The organism is Polaribacter litoreus (assembly GCF_054584775.1).
Window position 1 is genome coordinate 1 of record NZ_JBTLRD010000009.1, and the last position, 22,044, is coordinate 22,044.

The 22,044-nt window shown below is 30.0% G+C and carries 24 protein-coding genes; 12 read left to right on the forward strand and 12 right to left on the reverse strand.

Annotation, left to right across the window (positions count from 1 at the left end; translation table 11 throughout):
* Window positions 1-191 precede the first annotated feature (191 nt).
* Window positions 192-647: a DinB family protein gene (locus tag ACW9UN_RS09265; RefSeq protein WP_459485987.1), complete on the reverse strand. Its 456-nt coding sequence runs from the start codon at window positions 645-647 to the stop codon at window positions 192-194.
* A gap of 42 nt (window positions 648-689) precedes the next feature.
* On the opposite strand from ACW9UN_RS09265, the gene ACW9UN_RS09270 reads away from it, so the two are divergent.
* A complete protein-coding gene (locus ACW9UN_RS09270; protein WP_459485988.1) occupies window positions 690-1,034 on the forward strand; it encodes an arsenate reductase family protein in 345 nt (114 codons plus the stop codon).
* A gap of 101 nt (window positions 1,035-1,135) precedes the next feature.
* On the opposite strand, the gene ACW9UN_RS09275 is transcribed toward ACW9UN_RS09270, so the two are convergent.
* The 4 genes from ACW9UN_RS09275 to ACW9UN_RS09290 form a co-directional block, all read right to left on the reverse strand.
* On the reverse strand, window positions 1,136-1,606 hold the full coding sequence (locus ACW9UN_RS09275; RefSeq protein ID WP_459485989.1) for a DUF4252 domain-containing protein: 471 nt from the start codon (window positions 1,604-1,606) through the stop codon (window positions 1,136-1,138).
* Between the two features lie 62 nt (window positions 1,607-1,668).
* A complete protein-coding gene (locus ACW9UN_RS09280) occupies window positions 1,669-2,142 on the reverse strand; it encodes a hypothetical protein (protein ID WP_459485990.1) in 474 nt (157 codons plus the stop codon).
* A gap of 2 nt (window positions 2,143-2,144) precedes the next feature.
* Complete coding sequence (locus tag ACW9UN_RS09285; RefSeq protein WP_459485991.1) at window positions 2,145-3,134, reverse strand: glycosyltransferase family 4 protein; 990 nt, start codon at window positions 3,132-3,134, stop codon at window positions 2,145-2,147.
* A 74-nt stretch (window positions 3,135-3,208) separates the two neighbouring features.
* Window positions 3,209-4,048 (reverse strand): DUF8457 domain-containing protein, encoded by an 840-nt coding sequence (locus tag ACW9UN_RS09290; protein ID WP_459485992.1) that lies wholly within the window; start codon window positions 4,046-4,048, stop codon window positions 3,209-3,211.
* A gap of 94 nt (window positions 4,049-4,142) precedes the next feature.
* On the opposite strand from ACW9UN_RS09290, the gene ACW9UN_RS09295 reads away from it, so the two are divergent.
* The 5 genes from ACW9UN_RS09295 (at window position 4,143) to ACW9UN_RS09315 (ending at window position 10,002) form a co-directional block, all read left to right on the forward strand.
* Window positions 4,143-4,784: a thymidine kinase gene (locus ACW9UN_RS09295; protein WP_459485993.1), complete on the forward strand. Its 642-nt coding sequence runs from the start codon at window positions 4,143-4,145 to the stop codon at window positions 4,782-4,784.
* Between the two features lie 52 nt (window positions 4,785-4,836).
* Window positions 4,837-5,934 (forward strand): alanine racemase, encoded by a 1,098-nt coding sequence (gene alr / locus ACW9UN_RS09300; RefSeq protein ID WP_459485994.1) that lies wholly within the window; start codon window positions 4,837-4,839, stop codon window positions 5,932-5,934.
* Between the two features lie 132 nt (window positions 5,935-6,066).
* Window positions 6,067-6,471 (forward strand): large-conductance mechanosensitive channel protein MscL, encoded by a 405-nt coding sequence (gene mscL, locus ACW9UN_RS09305; protein ID WP_459486114.1) that lies wholly within the window; start codon window positions 6,067-6,069, stop codon window positions 6,469-6,471.
* 556 nt (window positions 6,472-7,027) lie between these two features.
* Window positions 7,028-8,872, forward strand: a complete 1,845-nt coding sequence (locus tag ACW9UN_RS09310; protein ID WP_459485995.1) for a PLP-dependent aminotransferase family protein — start codon at window positions 7,028-7,030, stop codon at window positions 8,870-8,872.
* Between the two features lie 56 nt (window positions 8,873-8,928).
* The gene (locus ACW9UN_RS09315; protein WP_459485996.1) at window positions 8,929-10,002 is read left to right on the forward strand and encodes a T9SS type A sorting domain-containing protein; all 1,074 of its coding nucleotides are present in this window, start codon (window positions 8,929-8,931) and stop codon (window positions 10,000-10,002) included.
* Here ACW9UN_RS09315 and aat read toward each other — a convergent pair.
* A complete protein-coding gene (gene aat, locus ACW9UN_RS09320) occupies window positions 9,999-10,625 on the reverse strand; it encodes a leucyl/phenylalanyl-tRNA--protein transferase (RefSeq protein WP_459485997.1) in 627 nt (208 codons plus the stop codon). The genes ACW9UN_RS09315 and aat overlap by 4 nt on opposite strands.
* Before the next feature lie 124 nt (window positions 10,626-10,749).
* Between aat and ACW9UN_RS09325 the strand changes: the two genes are divergently transcribed.
* A complete protein-coding gene (locus ACW9UN_RS09325; RefSeq protein WP_459485998.1) occupies window positions 10,750-11,367 on the forward strand; it encodes a YqaA family protein in 618 nt (205 codons plus the stop codon).
* Between the two features lie 18 nt (window positions 11,368-11,385).
* Window positions 11,386-11,622, forward strand: a complete 237-nt coding sequence (locus ACW9UN_RS09330) for a DUF1456 family protein (RefSeq protein ID WP_397444577.1) — start codon at window positions 11,386-11,388, stop codon at window positions 11,620-11,622.
* 166 nt (window positions 11,623-11,788) lie between these two features.
* Here ACW9UN_RS09330 and ACW9UN_RS09335 read toward each other — a convergent pair whose 3' ends face one another.
* Window positions 11,789-12,157 (reverse strand): DUF3127 domain-containing protein, encoded by a 369-nt coding sequence (locus tag ACW9UN_RS09335; protein ID WP_459485999.1) that lies wholly within the window; start codon window positions 12,155-12,157, stop codon window positions 11,789-11,791.
* 13 nt (window positions 12,158-12,170) lie between these two features.
* Window positions 12,171-13,031 carry a flavin reductase family protein gene (locus tag ACW9UN_RS09340; RefSeq protein WP_459486000.1) on the reverse strand — a complete coding sequence of 287 codons (861 nt, stop codon included), beginning with the start codon at window positions 13,029-13,031 and terminating at the stop codon, window positions 12,171-12,173.
* A 78-nt stretch (window positions 13,032-13,109) separates the two neighbouring features.
* Between ACW9UN_RS09340 and ACW9UN_RS09345 the strand changes: the two genes are divergently transcribed.
* Window positions 13,110-14,261, forward strand: coding sequence for a sensor histidine kinase (locus ACW9UN_RS09345; protein ID WP_459486001.1), 1,152 nt, complete (start codon window positions 13,110-13,112; stop codon window positions 14,259-14,261).
* Window positions 14,262-14,335: 74 nt separating this feature from the next.
* Here the strand turns inward: ACW9UN_RS09345 and ACW9UN_RS09350 are convergent, their stop codons facing one another.
* Entirely contained in the window at window positions 14,336-14,962 is a 627-nt protein-coding gene (locus ACW9UN_RS09350) for a 4'-phosphopantetheinyl transferase family protein (protein WP_459486002.1), read from the reverse strand.
* A gap of 62 nt (window positions 14,963-15,024) precedes the next feature.
* Here ACW9UN_RS09350 and ahcY point away from each other — a divergent pair, with 62 nt between their 5' ends.
* Entirely contained in the window at window positions 15,025-16,338 is a 1,314-nt protein-coding gene (gene ahcY / locus ACW9UN_RS09355) for an adenosylhomocysteinase (protein WP_459486003.1), read from the forward strand.
* Between the two features lie 251 nt (window positions 16,339-16,589).
* The gene (locus ACW9UN_RS09360) at window positions 16,590-17,723 is read left to right on the forward strand and encodes a PepSY-associated TM helix domain-containing protein (RefSeq protein WP_459486004.1); all 1,134 of its coding nucleotides are present in this window, start codon (window positions 16,590-16,592) and stop codon (window positions 17,721-17,723) included.
* A 297-nt stretch (window positions 17,724-18,020) separates the two neighbouring features.
* On the opposite strand, the gene ACW9UN_RS09365 is transcribed toward ACW9UN_RS09360, so the two are convergent.
* Together ACW9UN_RS09365 and ACW9UN_RS09370 are read right to left on the reverse strand one after the other, a co-directional pair.
* A complete protein-coding gene (locus ACW9UN_RS09365) occupies window positions 18,021-18,704 on the reverse strand; it encodes a hypothetical protein (protein ID WP_459486005.1) in 684 nt (227 codons plus the stop codon).
* Entirely contained in the window at window positions 18,697-19,173 is a 477-nt protein-coding gene (locus tag ACW9UN_RS09370; RefSeq protein ID WP_459486006.1) for a hypothetical protein, read from the reverse strand. The genes ACW9UN_RS09365 and ACW9UN_RS09370 overlap by 8 nt, the downstream gene beginning before the upstream one ends.
* A gap of 217 nt (window positions 19,174-19,390) precedes the next feature.
* Between ACW9UN_RS09370 and ACW9UN_RS09375 the strand changes: the two genes are divergently transcribed.
* Window positions 19,391-20,824, forward strand: coding sequence for an SLC13 family permease (locus ACW9UN_RS09375; RefSeq protein ID WP_459486007.1), 1,434 nt, complete (start codon window positions 19,391-19,393; stop codon window positions 20,822-20,824).
* Between the two features lie 76 nt (window positions 20,825-20,900).
* Here the strand turns inward: ACW9UN_RS09375 and ACW9UN_RS09380 are convergent, their stop codons facing one another.
* The gene (locus ACW9UN_RS09380; protein WP_459486008.1) at window positions 20,901-22,043 is read right to left on the reverse strand and encodes an AEC family transporter; all 1,143 of its coding nucleotides are present in this window, start codon (window positions 22,041-22,043) and stop codon (window positions 20,901-20,903) included.
* Between the last annotated feature and the right edge of the window lies 1 nt (window position 22,044).

Below are 22,044 nucleotides of genomic sequence, written 5' to 3' on the forward strand. Positions count from 1 at the left end.
AGATAGAAAATTTAGATATCTTTGAATATCTCAAAGATATGAGCCCAGATTGAAGCATTTGTTTGAGCTCTTTTTTTATGCTATACTTAAATTAAATGCTTTAATAGTAATTCAATTACTTCTTTTAAAGAAAAGATGCAAAAATACATTCACCATAAAAAAAAGCGAGTGCTGAAAGCTGGAAATAGCTTCTATAAAAACTTTTTAATAGATCTTATAATTCCGTAATGAATGCCTTCATGAAAATTATTAAACGGAATTGCAATGTTTATACTATCTAAAACAACGCCTGTACTTGTTGGATATTCTGTATAATTCTGAAAAATACCTGCGTTAAAATCTTCTTCTAAAGTGTCTGGTAAGCCAATTAAAAGTTCTTTTAACTCTTCAAATTCTTCTGCTGTAAAGGTTTTTGTTGGTACTGTTCCTTTTCTGTGTGCCTCTATCAATTCGTCTGGACATAAAGGATTTAAGCCTGATAATTTATAGTGCAACAATTGTTGTGTTACTACCAAATGTGCCACATTCCAAGCAATGTTATTTTTAAAACCTTCAGGAATTTTATGAAGATCATCTAAGGTTAAGCCTTCTAATTCTTTCATTAAAAGTGCTCTCGATTTTTTTAAAATATAAAAGTGAGTGTTCATTTTTATCAGTAATTTTGATACTGTAAATATAATTGATTAAACATGAAGAAAGTCTATTTTTTGCAAACTTGTGATACCTGTAAAAGAATTTTAAAAGAGGTAAATACAGCTGGGTTTGAGCATCAAGAAATTAAAACGAATAATATTACTGAAACACAGCTCGACGAAATGTATGCGCTTTCTGGCAGTTATGAAGGGTTATTTAATAAACGTGCAAGATTATATACATCTATGGATTTGAAAAACCAAAACTTATCTGAAGCCGATTATAAGAACTATTTGTTGCAAGAATACACCTTTTTAAAACGTCCTGTTTTTATAGTTGATGATACAATTTTTATAGGGAATAGTAAAAAAGTGGTTGCGCAATTGAAAGAAGTTCTATAAAAATTCGTTGTACTTGTCATTTTGACTTTATAAAGAAATCTAAACAAATTCTTATTTGTGTGATTTCATCACAAGGTTGAAATGACAAGTTGATTGTTTTGTTAATCGGTTTTGATGTTAGATTTCGACATCATTTCTGCAAGCTCATCTGTGGTTAAATTGGTTTTTATGCCCAATAGTACCAATTGATCTCCTTGGCTATTGGCTTGTAGAATAATTTCTTTTATAATATTATTCTTTTCTAAAATGTAAAAAGAAGCTTTACCATCATCTCCTTTTACACGAGCCATAGTTTTTAACCTGTTCTTTTTAATGTACTTTTTAAAATCTTTAGATACAGTTGCATCTTCATTATTAAAAACCATTAATTTAAAATCGCTCGATTTTTTTAGTAATTTTTGTAAATCGTCATGATCATCATCACTTAAAAAAGAACCTGCAAATGATGCGTTTAAGTTTATTGAAAAAGCAGATTGCTCTTTATGTGTTTTGTAAAAATTTTTAAAAGTAACTTCTTGCGCTGTGCTGTTTAATGCAAAAAGCAAGCATAAAAAAAAGGTAAATCGTTTCATGTTATTTGGTTTTCTTATAAAACGATTCACCTTTAATTTTGTTACAACAAAAAGTGTAACTATCAGAATTTCATTGCAATACCCATATTTGCACCTTGTATATTAAAATGAAACGAAGGATTAAATTTATAACTTGTAGAAGATATACCTGCATTATACAATTCAACCGCTTTTGAGGCTTTTTTATTAAAGCCTTTAATAATTGGAATTGTTGCTGCAATTAAAGCAGCGCCTGCACCTGCTAATGCCCATTGAGGATCTCCACCACCTATTGACGTTCCTAGAGGGTAACCTACTAAAAATCCACCAGCAGTACCCAATGCTAATGCCCAATTTTGATTTGATTTTGCTGATGATATTAAATCTAACGCTTCTTGATTATTTTTCATAATCTCTTGCATATTTTTTACATTCAGCATTTTACCATCTTGTAAAAATTGATAACCACCCCAAACTTTTTTCATTTCAATTTCTTGTGCATGAAATGCTACTGCCCCAAATAAAATAGCTGCAATAAAAATTATACGTTTTTTCATGTTTATATTAATTTTGATTGATATACTTTAATTAACTGTTTGGCTTCTTTTTCTGCACTCCAATTTTGTACTATTTCTGTTCTTGCTGCTGCCCCTAAAAGTGGGTTTTCTCCTTTTATTTGTTTTAATAATAATTTTTCTAATTGATTGCTATTTCCAGCATCAAACAAATATCCATTTTTTTGGTGAGTAATTAACTCTGAGTGTACACCCACATTTTTGGTTGCAATTACAGAACATTCACAAGCCATAGCTTCTGCAGTAACCAAAGAAAAACCTTCAGAAAAACTGGGTGCCACAACTATTTTTGAAGTTTGGTAATACTTAATAATTTCTCTAGTTTCGTTTACAAAATAAACCTGTTTTTCTATGTTGTATTTTTTTGCTATTGTTTTTAATTCTTTTAAAAACTCAGGTTTATCTACTTGCCCAACAATAACTAATGCCCAATCTTTATGATGTTTTAAAACTTTAGCGGCTTCTAGCAAAACAATTTGTCCTTTTGCTTTTCGCACTCTTCCCGCATTTAAAATTATGTTTTCTTGATCTACATTTCTAAGCCATACGCTTTTTTTAGGAACAAATTCGCTAACGCGCACTCCATGGCCAACAATGGTGTTTTTAATGCCCAAACCTTTACTCATACTTTTTACAAGCGTAATAACTATATCTGATTTGTTGAGTAAAAATAGCGTTAATTTAGATGGTTTAGTTTCTGCATGCCTAGTAGCTACCAAGGTAAATTTTGCGCCTAACATACGATACCAAAGCATTTTTAGTATTTCGTTATTTCTATGACAATGCACCACTGTTTTTTCATCAGAAAATAAAATAGATTTTAATTTTGAGGTGGTTATATGAGTTCCGTCTATATTTGAACCATATACGTAGGTTTCAAACTCGTCATCAAAAAAAGGAAGTACATTTTCTATACTTCTTGTAATACCTGTTTTACGTTTATGAAAATGGGTATGAATTAAAATGGGTTTCAAAGATTAAAATTTGTAGTTAGATGTATGAAGTTGGAAGTATCAATTTTGAACTTTAAACACAAAATTTTAACTATTTATGCAAATTTACGTGATATTATTTCCATAAAACGATTTTCTAACTCTTCTTTTTCAGACCAATCGTAATCTGGTTTTACTAAAGTTTTGATAAATGTTTTTGCATCTTTTTCTGACTTAAACGTATTTAACTGAGAAATAACGCGATTATAATCTTCATGTTGATTATTAAATAAGTGTTTTACAAAGGCAATTCTATCATTTAAACCAATTTGTATGTTAGCTGCCAATTTGTCGTTTAACGATTTTGGTTGTGCATTTTCAAAAAAATCAGCCATAACATCTACAGAAACAATATCTTGCAACTCTTCTTCTAAAGACATTATTTTACACTCTTCAACTTTTGCAGCATCACTTACTATTGGTGTATTAGGTTCACTCTCGTTTTCAACCTCTTTTAACTGCGATTCTATAACATCTTCCACATTTTCTTCTGATATTACTTCATCTGATGCTTCTTTTGATGAAAACATTAACGCTTCTAATTCATCAAAGGGCTGCTCTATTGGTGCTTCTGTTTTACTTTCTTGTATTTGATGTACTTTTTCTTTTTCAGCTTCATCAATTACTGTTTCTTGAACTTTTTGTTCAGTAGTTGATTCTTCTTCTTTCAAATTTTCTTTAGCATTAAAAGCTGTAGTTATTTTTTCTATCAATACCTCTTTTGTAGTTTCTAAATTCGGGGTGGTATTTACATATTCTTCTACAAAAGCCAACATAGACAGTTTTTCATATACTTCTTTAGATTTTTCTTTTAGCGCAAACACATCATCTTTATTTTTCATAGTTAAAATGCTGTGTGCTAAACTGATTAAATCTGCTTCCAATTTTTTGTGCATAAGTTCTCTGTTGATATTAAATTTTACTATGATTTATTCCTAAATTTGTAAGCGCCGAAAAATAGACTTAATTTATAACGCCTAAAATTACAAAATGTTTCTTGAAAATACCGTAAATCATACAGAACAATTTGGTTGGATAGAAGTTATTTGCGGATCTATGTTTTCTGGCAAAACAGAAGAATTGATCAGACGCTTAAAACGCGCCCAATTTGCAAAGCAAAGAGTAGAAATTTTTAAACCTGCTGTAGATACACGTTATGATGAAGAAGAGGTAGTTTCTCATAACGATTCTAGAATTCGCTCTACACCTGTACCTGTTTCTTCTAATATTAGATTATTAGCCAATAATGTTGATGTGGTGGGTATTGATGAAGCTCAATTTTTTGATGATGAAATTGTAGCGGTTTGTAATGACTTGGCAAATAGAGGTGTACGTGTTATTGTGGCTGGTTTAGATATGGATTTTAAAGGAAATCCTTTTGGACCAATGCCTGCCTTAATGGCAACTGCAGAATACGTAACCAAAGTACATGCGGTTTGCACACACACAGGAAATTTAGCACATTATAGTTTTAGAAAGGCGCAAAATGATAAGTTGGTGATGTTAGGTGAAACTGAAGAATATGAACCTTTAAGCAGAGCTGCATACTATAAAGCTGTGAGGAATAAAAAAGAAGAAATTTCTTCAGAAATTAAATCTGAGTCTAATAAAACAGATTCTGAAACAAAGTAATAAGATACTGAAACTAGTTCAAGAGATACTGAATCTAGTTCAGCATAAAAATATGAATAACCATGTAACCGTTTTAGAAATTGACGGAAATGCGTTGCTGCATAACCTGAATTATTTCAAGAAAAAACTAAATGCTGACACTAAAATTTTAGCCGTTGTTAAAGCTTTTGGCTACGGATCAGATGGCGTTCAAGTGGCGCAATTTTTACAAGATAAAGTAGATTATTTTGCAGTGGCTTATACTCACGAAGGTGTTGCTTTACGTAAAGCTAATGTAAAAACACCTATTTTGGTTTTGCACCCACAAATACCAAATTTACAAGCTGTTATTGATTATCGTTTAGAACCAAATTTATACAATTTTAAAATTTTTAATGCTTTTTTAAAATTGGCAGATAAATTTCCGTTAATGAATTACCCTGTGCATCTTAAATTCAACACAGGTTTAAATAGATTAGGATTTTGGCATACAGATATTCCTAAAATAATAGCAGATTTAAAAGAAACCAATCATATTAAAATACAATCTTTATTTTCTCATTTGGCAGCAAGTGAAGATTTAGAAGAGCAAGATTTTACCATCAATCAAATTAATAATTTTGCATACATTGCTCAGCAATTTTACAAACACTTGGGTTACGAACCTATGTTGCATATTTTAAACACTTCTGGAGTTGTTAATTTTGCAAAAGCTCAGTTTAATATGGTTCGCGTTGGCATTGGTTTATATGGCTTTGGAAATGATCAACAAGAAACAGCGCAACTAAAAAATACACACAATCTAAAATCGATAATTTCTCAAATTCATATCATTCAACCAGGTGAAACTGTGGGCTATAACAGAGCATTTGTAGCTAAAAGACCAACCAAATCTGCTACAATACCTGTTGGTCATGCAGATGGTTTATCTAGAAAATTAGGAAATAAAAAAGGATTTGTACTCATCAACAATCAAAAAGCAAAAATAATTGGCAACGTTTGTATGGATATGATTATGGTTGATGTTACCAAAATTGATTGTAATGAAGGTGATGAGGTTATTATTTTTAATACTCAACAAATGATACAACATATAGCTACTATTTCTGAAACTATTGTTTACGAAACCCTAACTGCTATTTCTACACGTATTAAAAAGATTTTAAAATAATATTCCACAAAACTTAAAAATCGGAAACTTAAAAGGGCAAACGATACCTTTTATCGAATAAACAAATTGCCCAAAAATTATTTTTTCTACTTTAGCTTAGATTAACTAATTAAAAATCAAATACAAATGGGAATGCTTAAAGAATTTAAAGCCTTTGCAATGAAGGGAAACCTTGTAGATATTGCTGTAGGTTTTGTAATGGGTGCCGCTTTTAAACAGGTTGTAACTTCTTTTACTGGAGGAATAGTTTCTCCTTTAATTGGCTTAATTTTTAAAGCTGATTTTAAAGATTTAAAATGGATTGCTAAAGAAGGTGTGGCTGATGAAACAGGTAAGGTTGTGGGTGAAGTTGCTGTTTTATATGGAGATTTTATTACCAACGTTATCGACTTTATAATCGTAGCTTTTGTAATGTTTATGATGATAAAAGGAATTAACGCCACAAAAAAGAAAGAAGAACCTAAACCTGAAGCTCCAAAAGGTCCAAGTCAAGAAGATTTATTGGCTGAAATTAGAGATTTGTTGGCTAAGAAATAATACCAAAATTATTTTTATAGTAAGAGGCTTTCTGAGAAGATAGCCTCTTTTTTGGTATCTTTAGGTATGTATTCTAGATTGATGTGGCTACTCCTATTTTCATAATCTAGATGATGAAATGACAACTTTTGCCCAAAAACACTACAAACCTGTTTTTATTGCAGAAGCTTATCCTATTTTAAAAACAAAAACGGATTTTTTTCGCAAACTTTAACAACAAAAACACAGATAAACAAATAACGGAAAAATTGGTTTGTTCCTTTTTTTAAAAGTGATAAATACCAATACAAATGTTGTAAAAGCATTCAGTTCAATTAATTTGGAATGAAAATCTCAAAGCATATGGTAAAATATCGATTACTTTAAAAAGGCATCCTCTCAAATTCAAAAAAGGAAGTACATTACTAAAATTAGTCGTCAAATATTAGCAAAACCGAGTATATAGTACCTCAAAAAATTCTATTTCTCAAAAAGAAATAAGTAATAATTTGGCTTTTCAATCGACTATAAAAAACAAGATATTGTATCTTTAACCCTTTCATGAAAAGCAAATAATATGCAGAAAAATAAAGTACTAAACTATATTGAAGATGTTTTAAACAACATGCCTTCAGATTGGTTATATTTAACCACACACAGACTTGATATTTATAATGAATCTTTAGCTAAAACCGCATTTTTAGACAACTTTACACATTTATATCATCATAATAATTCTACAAAAAGTGCTTTAAAAAACTTACCAACTGCTTACGACTATATTCGCTTAGGGCATCCATTATCTTGTATTTTAGAGTGGACCATTGCAAATTTAACCGCTCAGAAATCAGAAAATATCATTAGTTTTTCTTCAAGAACAGCTCCAGTTTTAGCAATACTTAGAAAAAATTTACTAGATAACAAAAACACTCAGATTCTTTATATTGATGAGCTCCCTGAATTTTTTAATACAAATCTTATTAAAAACGTTTATGGTTATCAATTTGAAATTAAAAAAATTGAGTCGCTGAACAATACTTCTAAATTTGACGGAAGCACTATTTTTATCTCGCAAAAAAATGATATTTCTAATTTTAATAATCACACAAATATCGATTTTTTTGTAAACTGTACCCAAAACCTGGGCAGTATCATTTTGGTTAACGGACAAAAAAACAAAAGCTATATTTCAGACATTCAGCATGTAAGGAGAAGAGAAACTATTGCAATGACGCCTAAAAATGCTCTTATGGCTTTACAGTCTTTAATTCAATTAAATTCTGTTGATTTTTCACAAATTGATATCACATCTAACAAAAAAATAGTGTTAGAAGTTATTAAAAAAATTACAGGTACTCGTACAAAACCCTTAGTAGCTTCGAGTGGTTTGTCTATGCAGTATGCTATAATGATGGGGTTAATTGATGACGCTCAAAAGCAGCATCCTCAAAAACCCATTAAATTTATTGTGCCACCCAATTGTTATGGGGGCACAAATGACCAGGCCAGAAGAGTTGCTGCGTGTTTAAAAAATGTAGAGATTGTAGATTTACCTGTAGATGGTGATAATGATATGGTGCAAAGTATTGATACAGTTTTGGCAAAAATTGCAAAAGATGATGCTATTCCATATATCATTGCAGAAATTCCAACCAATCCAAGAGTAGAAGTACCAAATTTAGATGATTTAAAAAATGTTTTAAGTAAAAAAAGGACTACAAATTCTGGTAAAATTGCCATTGATCCTGTGTTTATTTTAGACCAAACTTTTTGCCCAAATGTACACTTTTTAGGTAAAGGTAAAATACTATCTGAAGTACGCACAATTTCGTATGCAAGCGGTTCTAAGTTTCCAAGTGGAGGAAAGTGTACAGCTGGCTATTGTGTAGGAACTGATAAAACACAGCTTTTGTTAGATAAAATAGCTATTCATTTACAGCTTTTCGATAACGAAGCTACAAATCATCAATATGAAATCTTAGCAAACCAAATGCCATCAATGAATCAAAGAATTGAGGCTGCTTATCAAAATACACGTGAGTTTGTTACTTTTATTCAAAAAAATTTACCCACTGCAAAAATAAATTTTGTTTCAGAACATTTGGCTAAAAAAGGTTTTACACCCTCTGTATTTTCTTTAGATTTACCTACAAAAGGAAATTCTGACACTGAAAAAGAAGCTTATAAGAGAGCACTTAACTTGAAGTTAATCAATAAAATGATTACCGAAATTCCTGATGAAAGTAAATTTTGTGTAAGCTATGGGCAACTAAAAGGTTCTTATTGGACTATCCCTGCAACATCAACTCAAGGCACAACAAAAGAAGGAGATAAAGATTATATTGTACGTACTTCACTTTCTGGAAATATGAATCTTGAATTGCATAAAAAAGTATTTTTAAATTTTGTAAAAGAAATTTAAAACGTTCAATTTGTAATAAATACTTAATTTAGCACAAAAATTTTTGATTACCATTGATGAGCTCAAAAATCTTACTATTTACAGTATTAAGTTTTAATTGTTTTTTTGCGATAAGCCAAACTACGTACACAGAAAATTTCGATACAAAAGGTTATCCTAAAAATATCCCGAAAAATAGTTATTGGAAATTTTTTAACGATATTCATCCACAACAAATAGGTTGGGAAAGTTTTATACCTGGTGACGGATTTGCATACATTACTGTAGATGCCGATAAAAGTAACGATACGGATTTAACATACCCGTATCAAACCATAGTTTTTGGAGGTGTAGGAGAAAATCATCGTTTAGAAGTACGCATGAAAGGTGCTGCTGTAGATGGTGGTTTGGCTGCGTTTATTTTTACATATGGTTATGTTGGTGATGTTTTTAATGAAGTTGATATTGAGGTTGTTGCTCAAGATTTACAATCAGGAATTCCTAAACATGATATTTTGCCTCCAAATGGATGGACAGATGCAAGATTTAACACTTGGCGAGATGCAAATGAAATTACAGCATTGCCTTTTACAGGTTCTTCAAAACCTGTGATTGATATAAACAACAACAGAATATCTTTAATAGATGATAAATTTCATACCTATACCATAGACTGGAAAGAAGATCAAGTAGATTTTTTTATTGATAATGTATTACAAGAATCTTTTAACACCAATATTGCTAGAGGATGGTCTGAAGTAATTATTGGATATCGAAATTTGCCTTGGGCTGGCGATTTTAGATGGACAGGCACACACACTATGGTTATTGATTACTTTAAAATAGAAGAACTTAATGAAGTATCAAAACTATCGGTTGCCGACCAAAATTCGGATATTGAACCTCAAATTTCAATCTTTCCAAATCCTACAGCTAATGAAATAAATTTGAGTATTAAAACACCTTTAAAAGTGGTAAAAATGGAATTATTTAATGTGCTATCTTCTAAATTTTATAAGGTTGATGCTATTGATTTACAATCTAAAGAAATTCAAAAAATTGATATTTCAAAGCTATCAAAAGGTGTTTATTTCTTAAAAACAGCATTTGAAAACGGCAAAACCATCTCTAAAAAACTGGTTAAACTTTAAGTTTTTAAAATCTTTAAAAAAATATTTCTATTAATTTCTTTAGCTCCTAAACTTGCCAAATGTTTATTATAAATTTGGCAATCTATCAATGTATAATTTTTATTTTTTGCTAAGTGAACAAATGCCAATTTAGAAGCATTAGACACTTTGCTAAACATGCTTTCTCCACAAAAAACTTGGTTAATTTCTACACCATACAAGCCACCAACTAATTTTTTTTCTTTCCAAACTTCTATAGATTTTGCAACTCCTCTTTTGTGTAAATTGATGTAAGCTTGCTCCATATCATCTGTAATCCACGTGCCAAAACCATCTTTTCTGTTGATGTTTTTGCAATTATAGATTACCTCTTCAAATGCTTGATTTTCTGTGATTACAAACTCATTATTTTTAATGATTTTTCGCATCGATTTTGACACTTTTATATCCTCAGGAAACAGCACCATTCTCTCTGATGGGCAATACCAAACAATAGGATCACCTTCAGAAAACCAAGGGAAAATTCCGTTTTTGTAAGCGTAAATTAAACGTTCTTCAGACAAGTCGCCTCCCAAAGCTAAAATACCATCTGGTGTTGCAAATTTATAATCTGGAAAAGAAATTGTATCCGTAAGCCAAATCAATTTTAGTAGTTTTTATAAAGTAAAATTAACAAATTCTTAAAAATGCGTTAATGTTAAATATAAAGGAAATTTGTCGAAAATTGTCACTATTTTTGCAAATCATTTTGATAAATGATCCCTGCAAATGCCAAAAAGAGAAAAATCGAAAGGAAAAAGATTCAAACTGATTCATAAATATTATGAACGCACTGGTTTTTATGCTTTTGTTGGCAAAAACCTTAAAAGTGCAATTTTACCAATTTTAGGTATTGTTTTAGTCATTTTTTTATTTAACAAATACGTGTACAATGTTAATGAGGGTTTGCGTCATTTTACAGAAACGTTTTCTAGAGGTACTGTATTGGCTGTATTTTTTATATCTGAAACTTTATTGGGCTTAATTCCTCCAGAAATATTTATTGCATGGACAAAAAAAACAGGAACACCTATAATTAACTTGGCTATTTTAGCAACACTTTCTTATTCAGGAGGGTTAATTTCTTACTTTTTAGGAAGAATGACCTTAAAAATACGTTCAGTAAAAGAATATTTAGAAATTAAAATGGCAAAGAATTTGGCAAATACCAAAAAATGGGGTGGCATTTTAATTTTAGCAGGCGCTTTATTACCTCTACCTTTTTCTATTGCTTGTGTTGCTGCTGGTATGATTAAATATCCTTTTAAAAATGTTTTTTTCTTCGGATTATTTCGTTTTGCAAGATTTGCAATTTATGCGTGGGCAATTTTTAAAGTAGTACATTAAAACAATTATCTTTGCAATATGGGATTAACAAATAACGATATTTTTAAAAAACTAAGAGTAGCACACAAACTGCGTGATACAGATATTATAGAAATTTGTGCTTTGGTAGATTTTAAAGTAACTAAAGGTGAGTTAGGGGCTATTTTTAGAAAAGAAGATCATCCTAAATATGTAGAATGTGGAGATCAGTTTTTGCGTAATTTTTTGAACGGATTGATTATTCATTTGCGTGGGCCAATGCCTAAAAAATCGTAGATTTTTTTTTAGACACTTAGTCAGTTAGATTTTTAGAGACAAGAACCAAGACTAAAAATATATTAATCAAAAAAAAGAGAGAATTCATTAAATGAATTCTCTCTTTTTTATCTTGTCTCTTAATTCTATAAAATCAAAAAAACAAAACCATTAAATATCTAATAATCTAAAATGGTAAATCATCTGGCTCATCATCAGAAACCTTAGATGCTGGCTCAAATTGATCTACTGGTGGTAAGTTGCTGGGTGCACCTTGTTGAGATAAATTTTCAATTCTCCACCCCTGTACAGAGTTAAAATATTTTGCTTCTCCTTGTGGATTAATCCACTCTCTACCTCTTAAATTGATAGATACTTTTACGTCTTGCCCTACTTTAAAATTGTTTAACAAGTCTGTTTTGTCTTGTATAAACTCAATCATAATCATTTGCGGATATTGTTCATCAGTAGTCACTACCATTTCTCTCTTTCTGAATCCGTTTGAACCAAATGTTTGAACCTCTCCAATCAATTTTATTTTTCCTATAACTTCCATACTATAAACTTAACTATTTAATTAAAAGCACTTTCCAAGCACTTTCTACATCATTTATTTTTAAAAACTTCTGAGCAAATGTATGTTTTTTTACGGTTTCTAACCCAATAAATTCAGGATGTTCTTTCGCAAAGTTATCAACAGCCTTTGCATCTGGTAATTGAGCAACATTGCCCAACATTCCTAGATTATTACCTGTTAAAACATCACTATTTTTTATTGATTGTGGTATTTGATCTACCCCCATTCCTAAACTAGATATTGGTTTCGGAATTTCGAAAAAACCATCTTTGGCTCGCGAATAGTAACTCCCTCCTGCCCTTGCTACTAAATCAATTTTATATTGATCTATTGCATCATTATCATCCAAAACAGCCTTACTAATATGTATTTTTACTACTTCACAAATAATTAAATTTCCAGCTCCACCTTCATTTCCAGTATAAATAATGTCGGTAACTTTACACTCAAATTGCACAGGAGATTCTGCGACTCTAAAAGGTTGTACAATATCAGATTTTAGCATCGTTAAACCCGATTTTTCAAACTCGTTTACACCTTTTGGGTACATTGTACTACTCAAAGACATTTGCTGTACAATGGCATAATTTACCACATTAATTACAACCTCTTTTGTAATTTCTACATTATCTAAGGTATCTTTTGTAGTATTATTTCGTACACTTCTTGCTGGTGAAAAAATCATTATTGGCGGATTTGCACCAAATACATTAAAAAATGAAAATGGCGATAAATTGGGGTTTCCATCAGCATCAATAGTACTTGCAAAAGCTATTGGCCTTGGAGCTACTGCACCTAATAAATAACTGTGTAATTTGGGGGTTGATATTTCTTTTGGGTCTATTGAAAGCATAATCAAAAAATTTACTAGTAAAGATACTATCAAATCTTGAAACGAGTTATATACAAGAAACCTTTATATTTGTTTTTAATGGAAATTTTCTCAAATACACTTTTATTCAAACGCATTACAATTTTTGTTTCGTTTATAATCGTTTTGTCTATTCTTTGGAATACCTACTCTTTTTTTCAAAAATTTAAACAAGAAGAGCGTATTAAAATGGAAATTTTAGCAGCTGCGCAAAAAGAAATAGGTTCAAGCACAGATTTAAATGCAAAAGTAGATCTACCGCTTAAAATACTAGAAAATAATAGTAGTATTCCTATGATTTTAGTTGATGCAAAAGATAACGTTATCAATACGCAAAACTTAGACTCTGTTAAATCATTAAATCCAGAGTACTTAAAAAAACAATTGGCTATTATGAAAGAACAGAATGAGCCAATTTTAATTAGTTATGATGGAAAAAACAAACAATATATCTATTACAGAGATTCAGATTTATTAAACAAACTTACTTATTATCCATTAGCTTTAATTTTAATTTTAGTGCTGTTTTTAGCTGTCATTTATTTATTTTACAGCTCTAATAAAGCTGCTGAAACCAATAAATTATGGACAGGAATGGCCAAAGAAACTGCACATCAAATTGGCACACCTCTATCTTCTCTTCTAGGTTGGATATCTATCTTAAAAATGGAGAAAGTTGATGAAACCTATATTGATGAAATTGAAAAAGATGTTCATAGGTTAAACACAATTGCCAATCGTTTTTCTAAAATTGGTTCGATACCTGAACTAAAAAAAGAAAATGTTGTTACGATTACAAAGCAATCTTTTGACTATTTAGAGTCTCGTAGTTCTAAGCAAATTTCATTTTCGTTTTCTTCTCCCAAAAACGAAATTTACACCAACCTGAATACTGAATTATTTGGCTGGGTTATAGAAAATTTAATTAAAAATGCCATAGATGCCATGTTAGGCAAAGGAGAATTAAGTTTACATATAGAAAACACATCAAAGAAAATAAATATTACAGTTACAGATACAGGAAAAGGAATACCCAAAAAACTATTTAAACAAATTTTTAAACCTGGTTTTACAACCAAAAAACGGGGTTGGGGTTTAGGTTTATCGCTTTCTAAAAGAATTGTAGAAGATTATCATAATGGAAAAATATTCGTAAAAAAGTCTGTAATTGATAAGGGTACTACTTTTACGATAGTACTGAATAAGATGTAGTTTATTGGTGATAAATAACACTAGCTGCGCTGAGAATGAATTCTAAAAAAATAAAATTTATCGTTTTTTAAAAATCAATATGCATAGACACAAGTAAAACCTTCAAATTCTAAAAACTCTACTGCATAAGAAAAAGTTTCTCCGTTAAAACGGATTTCTCCAGCCGTTTTTCCATCAGCAAATTTAAAATCAGCAACATAAATATCACGTAAAAAAAGTAGTTTTTTCTTTCCGTAAATTTTGTACAAACTTTCTTTGGCTCCCCAAACAATGGTTAGTTTACTAATTAAAGCATCAGCATTGGCAATGGTTTTATACTCTTCAATTGGTGTAAATTTATGAGCCATTTTTAAAATTTTATCACGCTGTTTTTCAATATCAATACCAACTTCTTTTTCTGTAGAATATATAATTGCTGTAAAATTAAAAGAGTGTGTAATAGAAATATATCGTCCTTTATCTAAATGAGGCTTCCCAAATTCATCATACATTAAATCAGCATCAGTTAAATTAATTTCTTTTAACAAGTGTCTTATAGATAAAAATCCTTTTTGATGTAAATCAGATTTCATCGAATTAAATCGAATTTTATTCTTTTCGGTCAAAGAAATTCCTGCTTTTAATTCATCAATAGATTCTTCTATTTTCCAGATAAAAATTTTGGTTTCTGGGCTGATAGTTAATGTTTTGTAAAGAGCCATATATTTTAATTTCTATGTTGTAACTTTGCAGTCGCAAAAAATAGACAATAAATATACATAATATGAGCACAAAAACAGCTTACGTACCATTTAAAGTTAAAGATATTTCTTTAGCAGATTGGGGTAGAAAAGAAATAGAATTGGCAGAAGCAGAAATGCCAGGATTAATGAGTTTAAGAGAAGAATATAAAGATGCTCAGCCATTAAAAGGTGCAAGAATTGCAGGTTGTTTGCACATGACCATTCAGACTGCGGTTTTAATTGAAACGTTACAAGCTTTAGGAGCTGAGGTAACTTGGAGTTCTTGTAACATTTTTTCTACACAAGATCAAGCTGCTGCTGCAATTGCTGCTACAGGAACACCTGTGTATGCATGGAAAGGGATGAATGAAGAAGAATTCGATTGGTGTATTGAGCAAACTTTATTTTTTGGTGAAGACAAAAAGCCATTAAATATGATTTTAGATGATGGTGGAGATTTAACCAACATGGTTTTAGATAAATATCCAGAATTGGCTGCAGGAATCAATGGTTTATCAGAAGAAACAACCACAGGAGTTCATAGACTTTACGAAAGAGTAAAAAACGGAACGTTACCAATGCCAGCAATCAATATTAACGATTCTGTTACCAAATCTAAATTCGATAACAAATACGGTTGTAAAGAATCTGCTGTAGATGCAATTAGAAGAGCAACAGACATTATGTTAGCAGGTAAGCGTGTTGTGGTTTGTGGTTATGGTGATGTTGGTAAAGGTACAGCTGCTTCTTTTAAAGGTGCAGGTTCTATTGTTACGGTTACAGAAATCGACCCAATTTGTGCATTACAAGCTGCAATGGACGGTTTTGAAGTTAAGAAATTAGAAACTGTGATGGCAAATGCTGATATCATTATCACAACAACAGGGAATAAAGATATTGTAAAAGCAGAGCACTTTAAAGGTGTAAAAGACAAAACAATTATCTGTAATATTGGGCATTTTGATAACGAATTAGATATTGCTTGGTTAAATGATAACTATGGTGATACAAAAGTAGAAATCAAGCCACAGGTTGATAAATATACCATTGATGGTAAAGACATCATTATTTTAGCAGAAGGACGTTTGGTAAACTTAGGCTGTGCAACTGGGCACCCAAGTTTTGTAATGTCTAACTCATTTACCAACCAAACTTTGGCACAAATGGAGCTTTGGAACAATGCAGATGCTTACGAAAACAAAGTATACATGTTACCAAAACATTTAGATGAAAAAGTAGCAAAATTACACCTAGAAAAAATTGGTGTAGAGTTAACAGAATTACGTAACGACCAAGCAGAATATATTGGTGTTACTGTAGAAGGACCATACAAACCAGAGCATTACAGATACTAAATTATATAGTTCTGACTAAGCATAATTAGCCTATCAAAGGTTTTTTCTTTCACTAGAAAAAGCCTTTTTTTTATTCATGTCATCCTGTAAATAGTCTTGCAATAATTTTATTTAAATTAAGTCTAAATAAAATTTGTGATTTCAAAGTCAATTATTATTTTCGCATTTTATTTATATTCATTCTAAACAACTGATATTTTTTGTGTGTTTTAGAAGTATAGATATTAAGTTGATTATAAAATAGAGGTCTCATGCGTAAAAAGAAGTATAGTTTAAAAAAGTTCATCAATGATATTCACCTTTGGTTAGGTTTAGGCAGTGGAATTATTCTTTTTTTGGTTTGTTTCAGCGGAACCATTTTAGTTTTTGAACATGAAATTAAAGATGCTTTTTCTGATGAATTTCGTATTGAAAAAAAACCTCAAAAATTAAGTGTAGACACTTTAGTTTTAGCTTTAAAAAACAATAATCAAGGGGTAGTTTCGAGTGTAAAAATACCTTCTGATGACTTAAAAGCCTATAGCTTTAGAGTAAAAAAAGACCCTAAACAAAGAAGAGGAACTACAATTTTGGTAAATCCGTACACTGCTGAAATCAAACAAGTAGAAAAATCTAGTGCAGATGCATTTTTATCAACTATGTTTAGATTACATAGGTGGCTGTTATTAGACACCAAAATAGGCAGACCAATTGTAGGTGTGGCTACCATTATATTTATACTATTGGCTATTTCTGGTATTGTTTTATGGTTTCCTAAAAAATTAAAATGGAAGTATATAAAACAAGGCTTAAAAATTAAAACCAAAGCAAATTTAAAAAGGATTAATTATGATTTGCACAATACATTGGGCTTTTATGCATGTATTTTTTTAATTATAATGTCTATAACCGGTTTGTGTTGGTCTTTTACAAGTTACAGATCTGGTTTAAGTACTTTAATTGGCGCAAAAGTTTTTAATAGAACTAGCCCCAAACTTGACGTAAAAAACCATATTGAAGACAAAACAATATCATATAATCAGGCTGTAGCAATTGCAAATACTACCTTAAATTACTCAGGGGATCTTTCTATAAGTTTCCCTTCTAAAAGAAATAATTATTTCAGTATTAGTAAAGCTAATAAAGCAAATTGGTCTCCTGTAACTTCTGATAAGTTATACTTAAGCACTTCTGGTGAAATTTTGGATGTACAATATTTTAAATATAAACCCTTAAATGTACAATTTGCTTCTTTAATAAAACCAATTCATACAGGTGAAATTTTTGGAAATATTTCTAAAATAATTTACTTCTTGGCTTGCTTAATAGCTACAAGTTTACCGATTACAGGAACCATTATCTGGCTTAATAAATTAAAGAAAAAGAAGAAGAAAAAAGATATTTAAGGCGTGTTTGATTTAAAAACCACTAATTATTAATCGATTATAATCTTTGCTCTTTGAAAAGACCGTCATTTCAACTGTAATGAAAAAATCTTAATTTACATTTGAGATTTTTCAGCTACACTATTTGCTTTGTAAGCTAATTTCAATAAAAAATTTATTTTTATCGTTGTTGTATAAGAAAAGTTGCGTGGTTTAAGCACTAAAGTTAGCAAATAAATCACAGATAGAAAGTCCGCGAGGACTTTCGTAAACTGGCTTTTACCAGCAATTTTTTTTATACGTTGTTAGCTGTAGTTTTTATTTTTTCTTTTTTATTACTCCAAAACTTTTTGAATATTTCATTTCAATTTCATTATTTCCTCTTTCTATTATTTCAATTGGTTCTTTTTCCATAAGTTTTTGATGAAATTCAAACATTCTTTCGTTGTTTAACTTATCTAATTCTTTTTCAAAATTAGGGTCATCTATTCTTTCTCTTAACAAAATAATATTTTTTTCATATGTTCTTAAATGACTTGAACCAAGTCTATAAACACTTTCAAATTTTTTAATCAAATCAATGTCGGATGTGTTTTCTACATTTTTTACATAAAGTTGATGAATTTGGTCTTTAAACTTCTTTTCTGTTTGATTAATGTTGTCAATGTTCAGATTATGAGCAAATTCATTTCTTATTTTTCTAACGCAATCACACATTATGATTATGTTTAAAGGAATAAGCCTTAAAGATTTTAAAATAGAAATTTTAACAGAAAATGTAAAATCACTTCTTTTAGTAAGAATTTTATAATCTATAAATAAACATTTTAAAATTCTATCTAAATACCATTCAACAATAATTCCAGCTAAAATTATTTTTGAACGGTCGTCTCCAGTTTCAGAAATTCTGTTATATAATTCAACAGTTTTGTCATTGTTTAAATCGACATTTTCAAAATCGAAAAGAGATTTAGTGAATACAGTTTTTTTCTCGTTATTCATCTGTATATGTTGTTAAAGAGTCTTTAAATCTGAATGCTAAATAATTTTTTTTGTTAATATCTACATAATGGTCTAAATAGTATTCAGTTCCATTTTTGTCTTTTAAATCGTAAACATTTGAAGGTCCAGTTTTGTCAATCCATTTTTTTAAAACTTTGAGCGATTTCGTTATTCTTTCATTTTTATTACAGATTAAAATTTCTTTTTCAGATATTTTTATGTAGTTCTTTTCAGATATTTCAATTATTGAGTTTCTGTTTATTGGAAATTGTGTTTTCTTTCTGTTTTTAGTAGAATATATTTTCTTTGCTTTTCCTGCTATTAAATTTTTAGTTTTGTAAACTGTAAACCCAGAATCTTTTTCTTTAACAAATTCAATATTTTTCTCTTTTTTAAATTTGTTCTTGTTGTTTGAATTGCAAGATATTAATGATAAAGTTAATAGTCCTAAAATTAAAATTCTTTTCATAAATTTTCAGATTTTGAGTTTGCTTGGAAATTACAGCTAACTCAGTAATATTAAAAATAACAATTTGCTGTTTTTCGATACATAAAACCTGTATCAACCTGAAAAGCTATATCGAAATCACATTATTTAGTTCTTAGTATATTGTAAAAAAGTAGTTGTATTACTCTAATAATTTTGTAGAAACTTTTACTATTTTGCAAATACTTACAGGTACTATATGAAAACAACACAAAAAACAGGCTTACTTCTTGGGCCTCTTTTATTTTTTATCATTCAATTTTTACCAGTAGCCTTGGTTTCTAATAAAGGTGATGCAGTAATTGCAGTAGCAGTTTGGATGGTAATTTGGTGGATCACAGAAACCGTAAATATTGCAGTTACAGCACTATTACCTTTAATTTTATTTCCACTATTAAAAGTGATGCCCATTGTAGATGTTGGTGCCAATTATGGTAGCCCAATTATCTTTTTATTCTTTGGTGGTTTTGTGTTGGCATTGGCTTTAGAAAAAGTGAATTTACATAGAAGAATTGCCTTAACTATTGTGAAATTGACAGGGACAACTCCAGAAAAAGTAGTGCTAGGTTTTATGTTGGCCACAGCTTTTATGAGTATGTGGATTAGCAATACAGCTTCTACTGTAGTAATGTTACCAATCGCGATTTCTGTAATTAAACTTTTGATAGATGATAAAGATGGTTTTACAAAAGGCAATAAAAATTTTGCATTAAGCATTATGTTAGGTATTGCATTTGCTGCCAATGCAGGTGGAATAGCCACAGTTATTGGCACACCACCAAATTCGGTTTTAATAGGTTTATTAGAAAATCAGTATAACATTCAAATTTCCTTTTTAACTTGGATGAGTTTTGGTTTGCCATTTTCTTTACTAATGATTACAGCAGTTTATTTTGTATTGGTAAAATGGATGTTTCCTTGTAAAGGCATCGTATTTACATCATCAGAAAATTTAATTCATCAAGAATTAGAGCAACTAGGTAAAATTTCATCCGAAGAAAAAAGAGTAATGACCATTTTTTTAATCACCGTTTTTTTATGGATTTCTAGAACATTAATCAATTCTATTTTTCCAGGATTAAAGTTGTCTGATACCATTATTTGTTTAATAGGTGCTTTAGCTTTATTTGCAATTCCAATAAACTTTAAAAAAGGAAATTTTATATTGGAATGGAAAGATACCAGCCAATTGGCTTGGGGAATTTTATTATTATTTGGTGGTGGTTTAGCCCTTGCCAAAGGAATGGCTTCTTCTGGTTTGGTGGCTTTAATTACGGATACAATTGCAGCAGGAGAATTCAATATTTTATTGACAGTTTCATTACTAATTGTACTTATGTTATTTATGACAGAATTGATGAGTAACGTGGCTTTGGTTGCTGTTTTAGCGCCTGTTGTTGCAGGAATTGCAATTGGGTTAAACATCCCGATTTTAAATTTATTAATTCCAGTAACTATGGCAAGCAGTTGTGCATTTATGTTGCCCATGGCAACACCACCAAATGCCATTGTTTTTGCGAGTGGTTATGTAAAAGTAAATCAGATGGTAAGAGCAGGTGTTATTTTAAATGTTATTGCTGTGTGTTTGCTGATTTTCTACTATCAGTTTGTAATTCCACTTTTCTTTTCATAATTCTAAGTTGATGTATCCTTAAAATCATCAATCTGAGCCTGATTAAAATTTAAACAAGCACAGATTAATGAAAAGATTATTTATCAGCTAAAAACTCAACTGACTTTTTTTTTGATGTATTTACATCATTTTTAGAAATAGAAAAATTAGATTTTACCTTTATGATTATCGGATAAAATAATCCGATTGCAGATAAGCATCCACCTAAAATTAATATGTTATGAATACTTGTAAACGTATTTCCAGCAGTTAAAATTCCTAAAATAAGAATTACAGAAATAGGTAGGGATAATGCTAAAATGGATAGCGCAAAATTGGTGTCAAAAGTTTTGTCTTTCGTGTTTTCTTTTTGTTCTTTAAAGTTTACTGCAGAAATATGGGCAAAAGGCCAAAAACTAGCAGAACTTAAAGAAAAAGCAATCATTACTAAGATGTCTTTTTTTATAGAAATATCAGCAAAAAAGACAATACCAGCAATTAACAACAAAGTAAATCCGGCTCTTAAAAGTAATAAAGAAAACAATTGAAAAAATTGTTGCTTTTTAAACTTTACTGCCAAACCTATAAAAAGTAGCACTAAAGGTGTCATAATATAACTCAACCTTGTTAAGGTACTTGATAAAAAGTTCGGAATTTTATCTAAAGTAATGCCAAAAGAAACTAATATTAAGGCAACCAAAATAAATAGATTTACGGGTTCGTAAACTAAGGTTTTAGCCAACGATTTTAATTTTGTTTTAAGTGAATTGGCTTCGAAATCTGCATTTTTATAATGCCATTTTAAAGCGACTAAATACAATAAAAAGAGCACAAAAAATTTGTTACCCAAATCTGCCATTGCAGCTTTTGCTAAAGATCCATCACCCAAAAATTCTAAAATAAAAGGAAAACAAGACAAACCAGGTGCTAAAGATGGTATTAATAATCTTGCACTTCTTCCTTTATCAGAATTCATAGGTATGCCAATTAGCGAAAGTAAAATAGGCGTAATTGCAAATAAAACAATGTTTAAACCTAATGCCAATACAGGAAAAAGAATTAGGTTACCATCTATTTTTACTTTTAAAAGTGCAATAAAAATGGTTGCAGGTAAAGCAATTGTAAGAATTAAACTTTTAATTCCGTTTGTTTCATCACCAACAGAAATCTTCTTTTTTAAAAGAAATCCGATAAAAATAAAAAGTAAAAATGAAATGGATTTTTCTAAAGCTCCATCCATA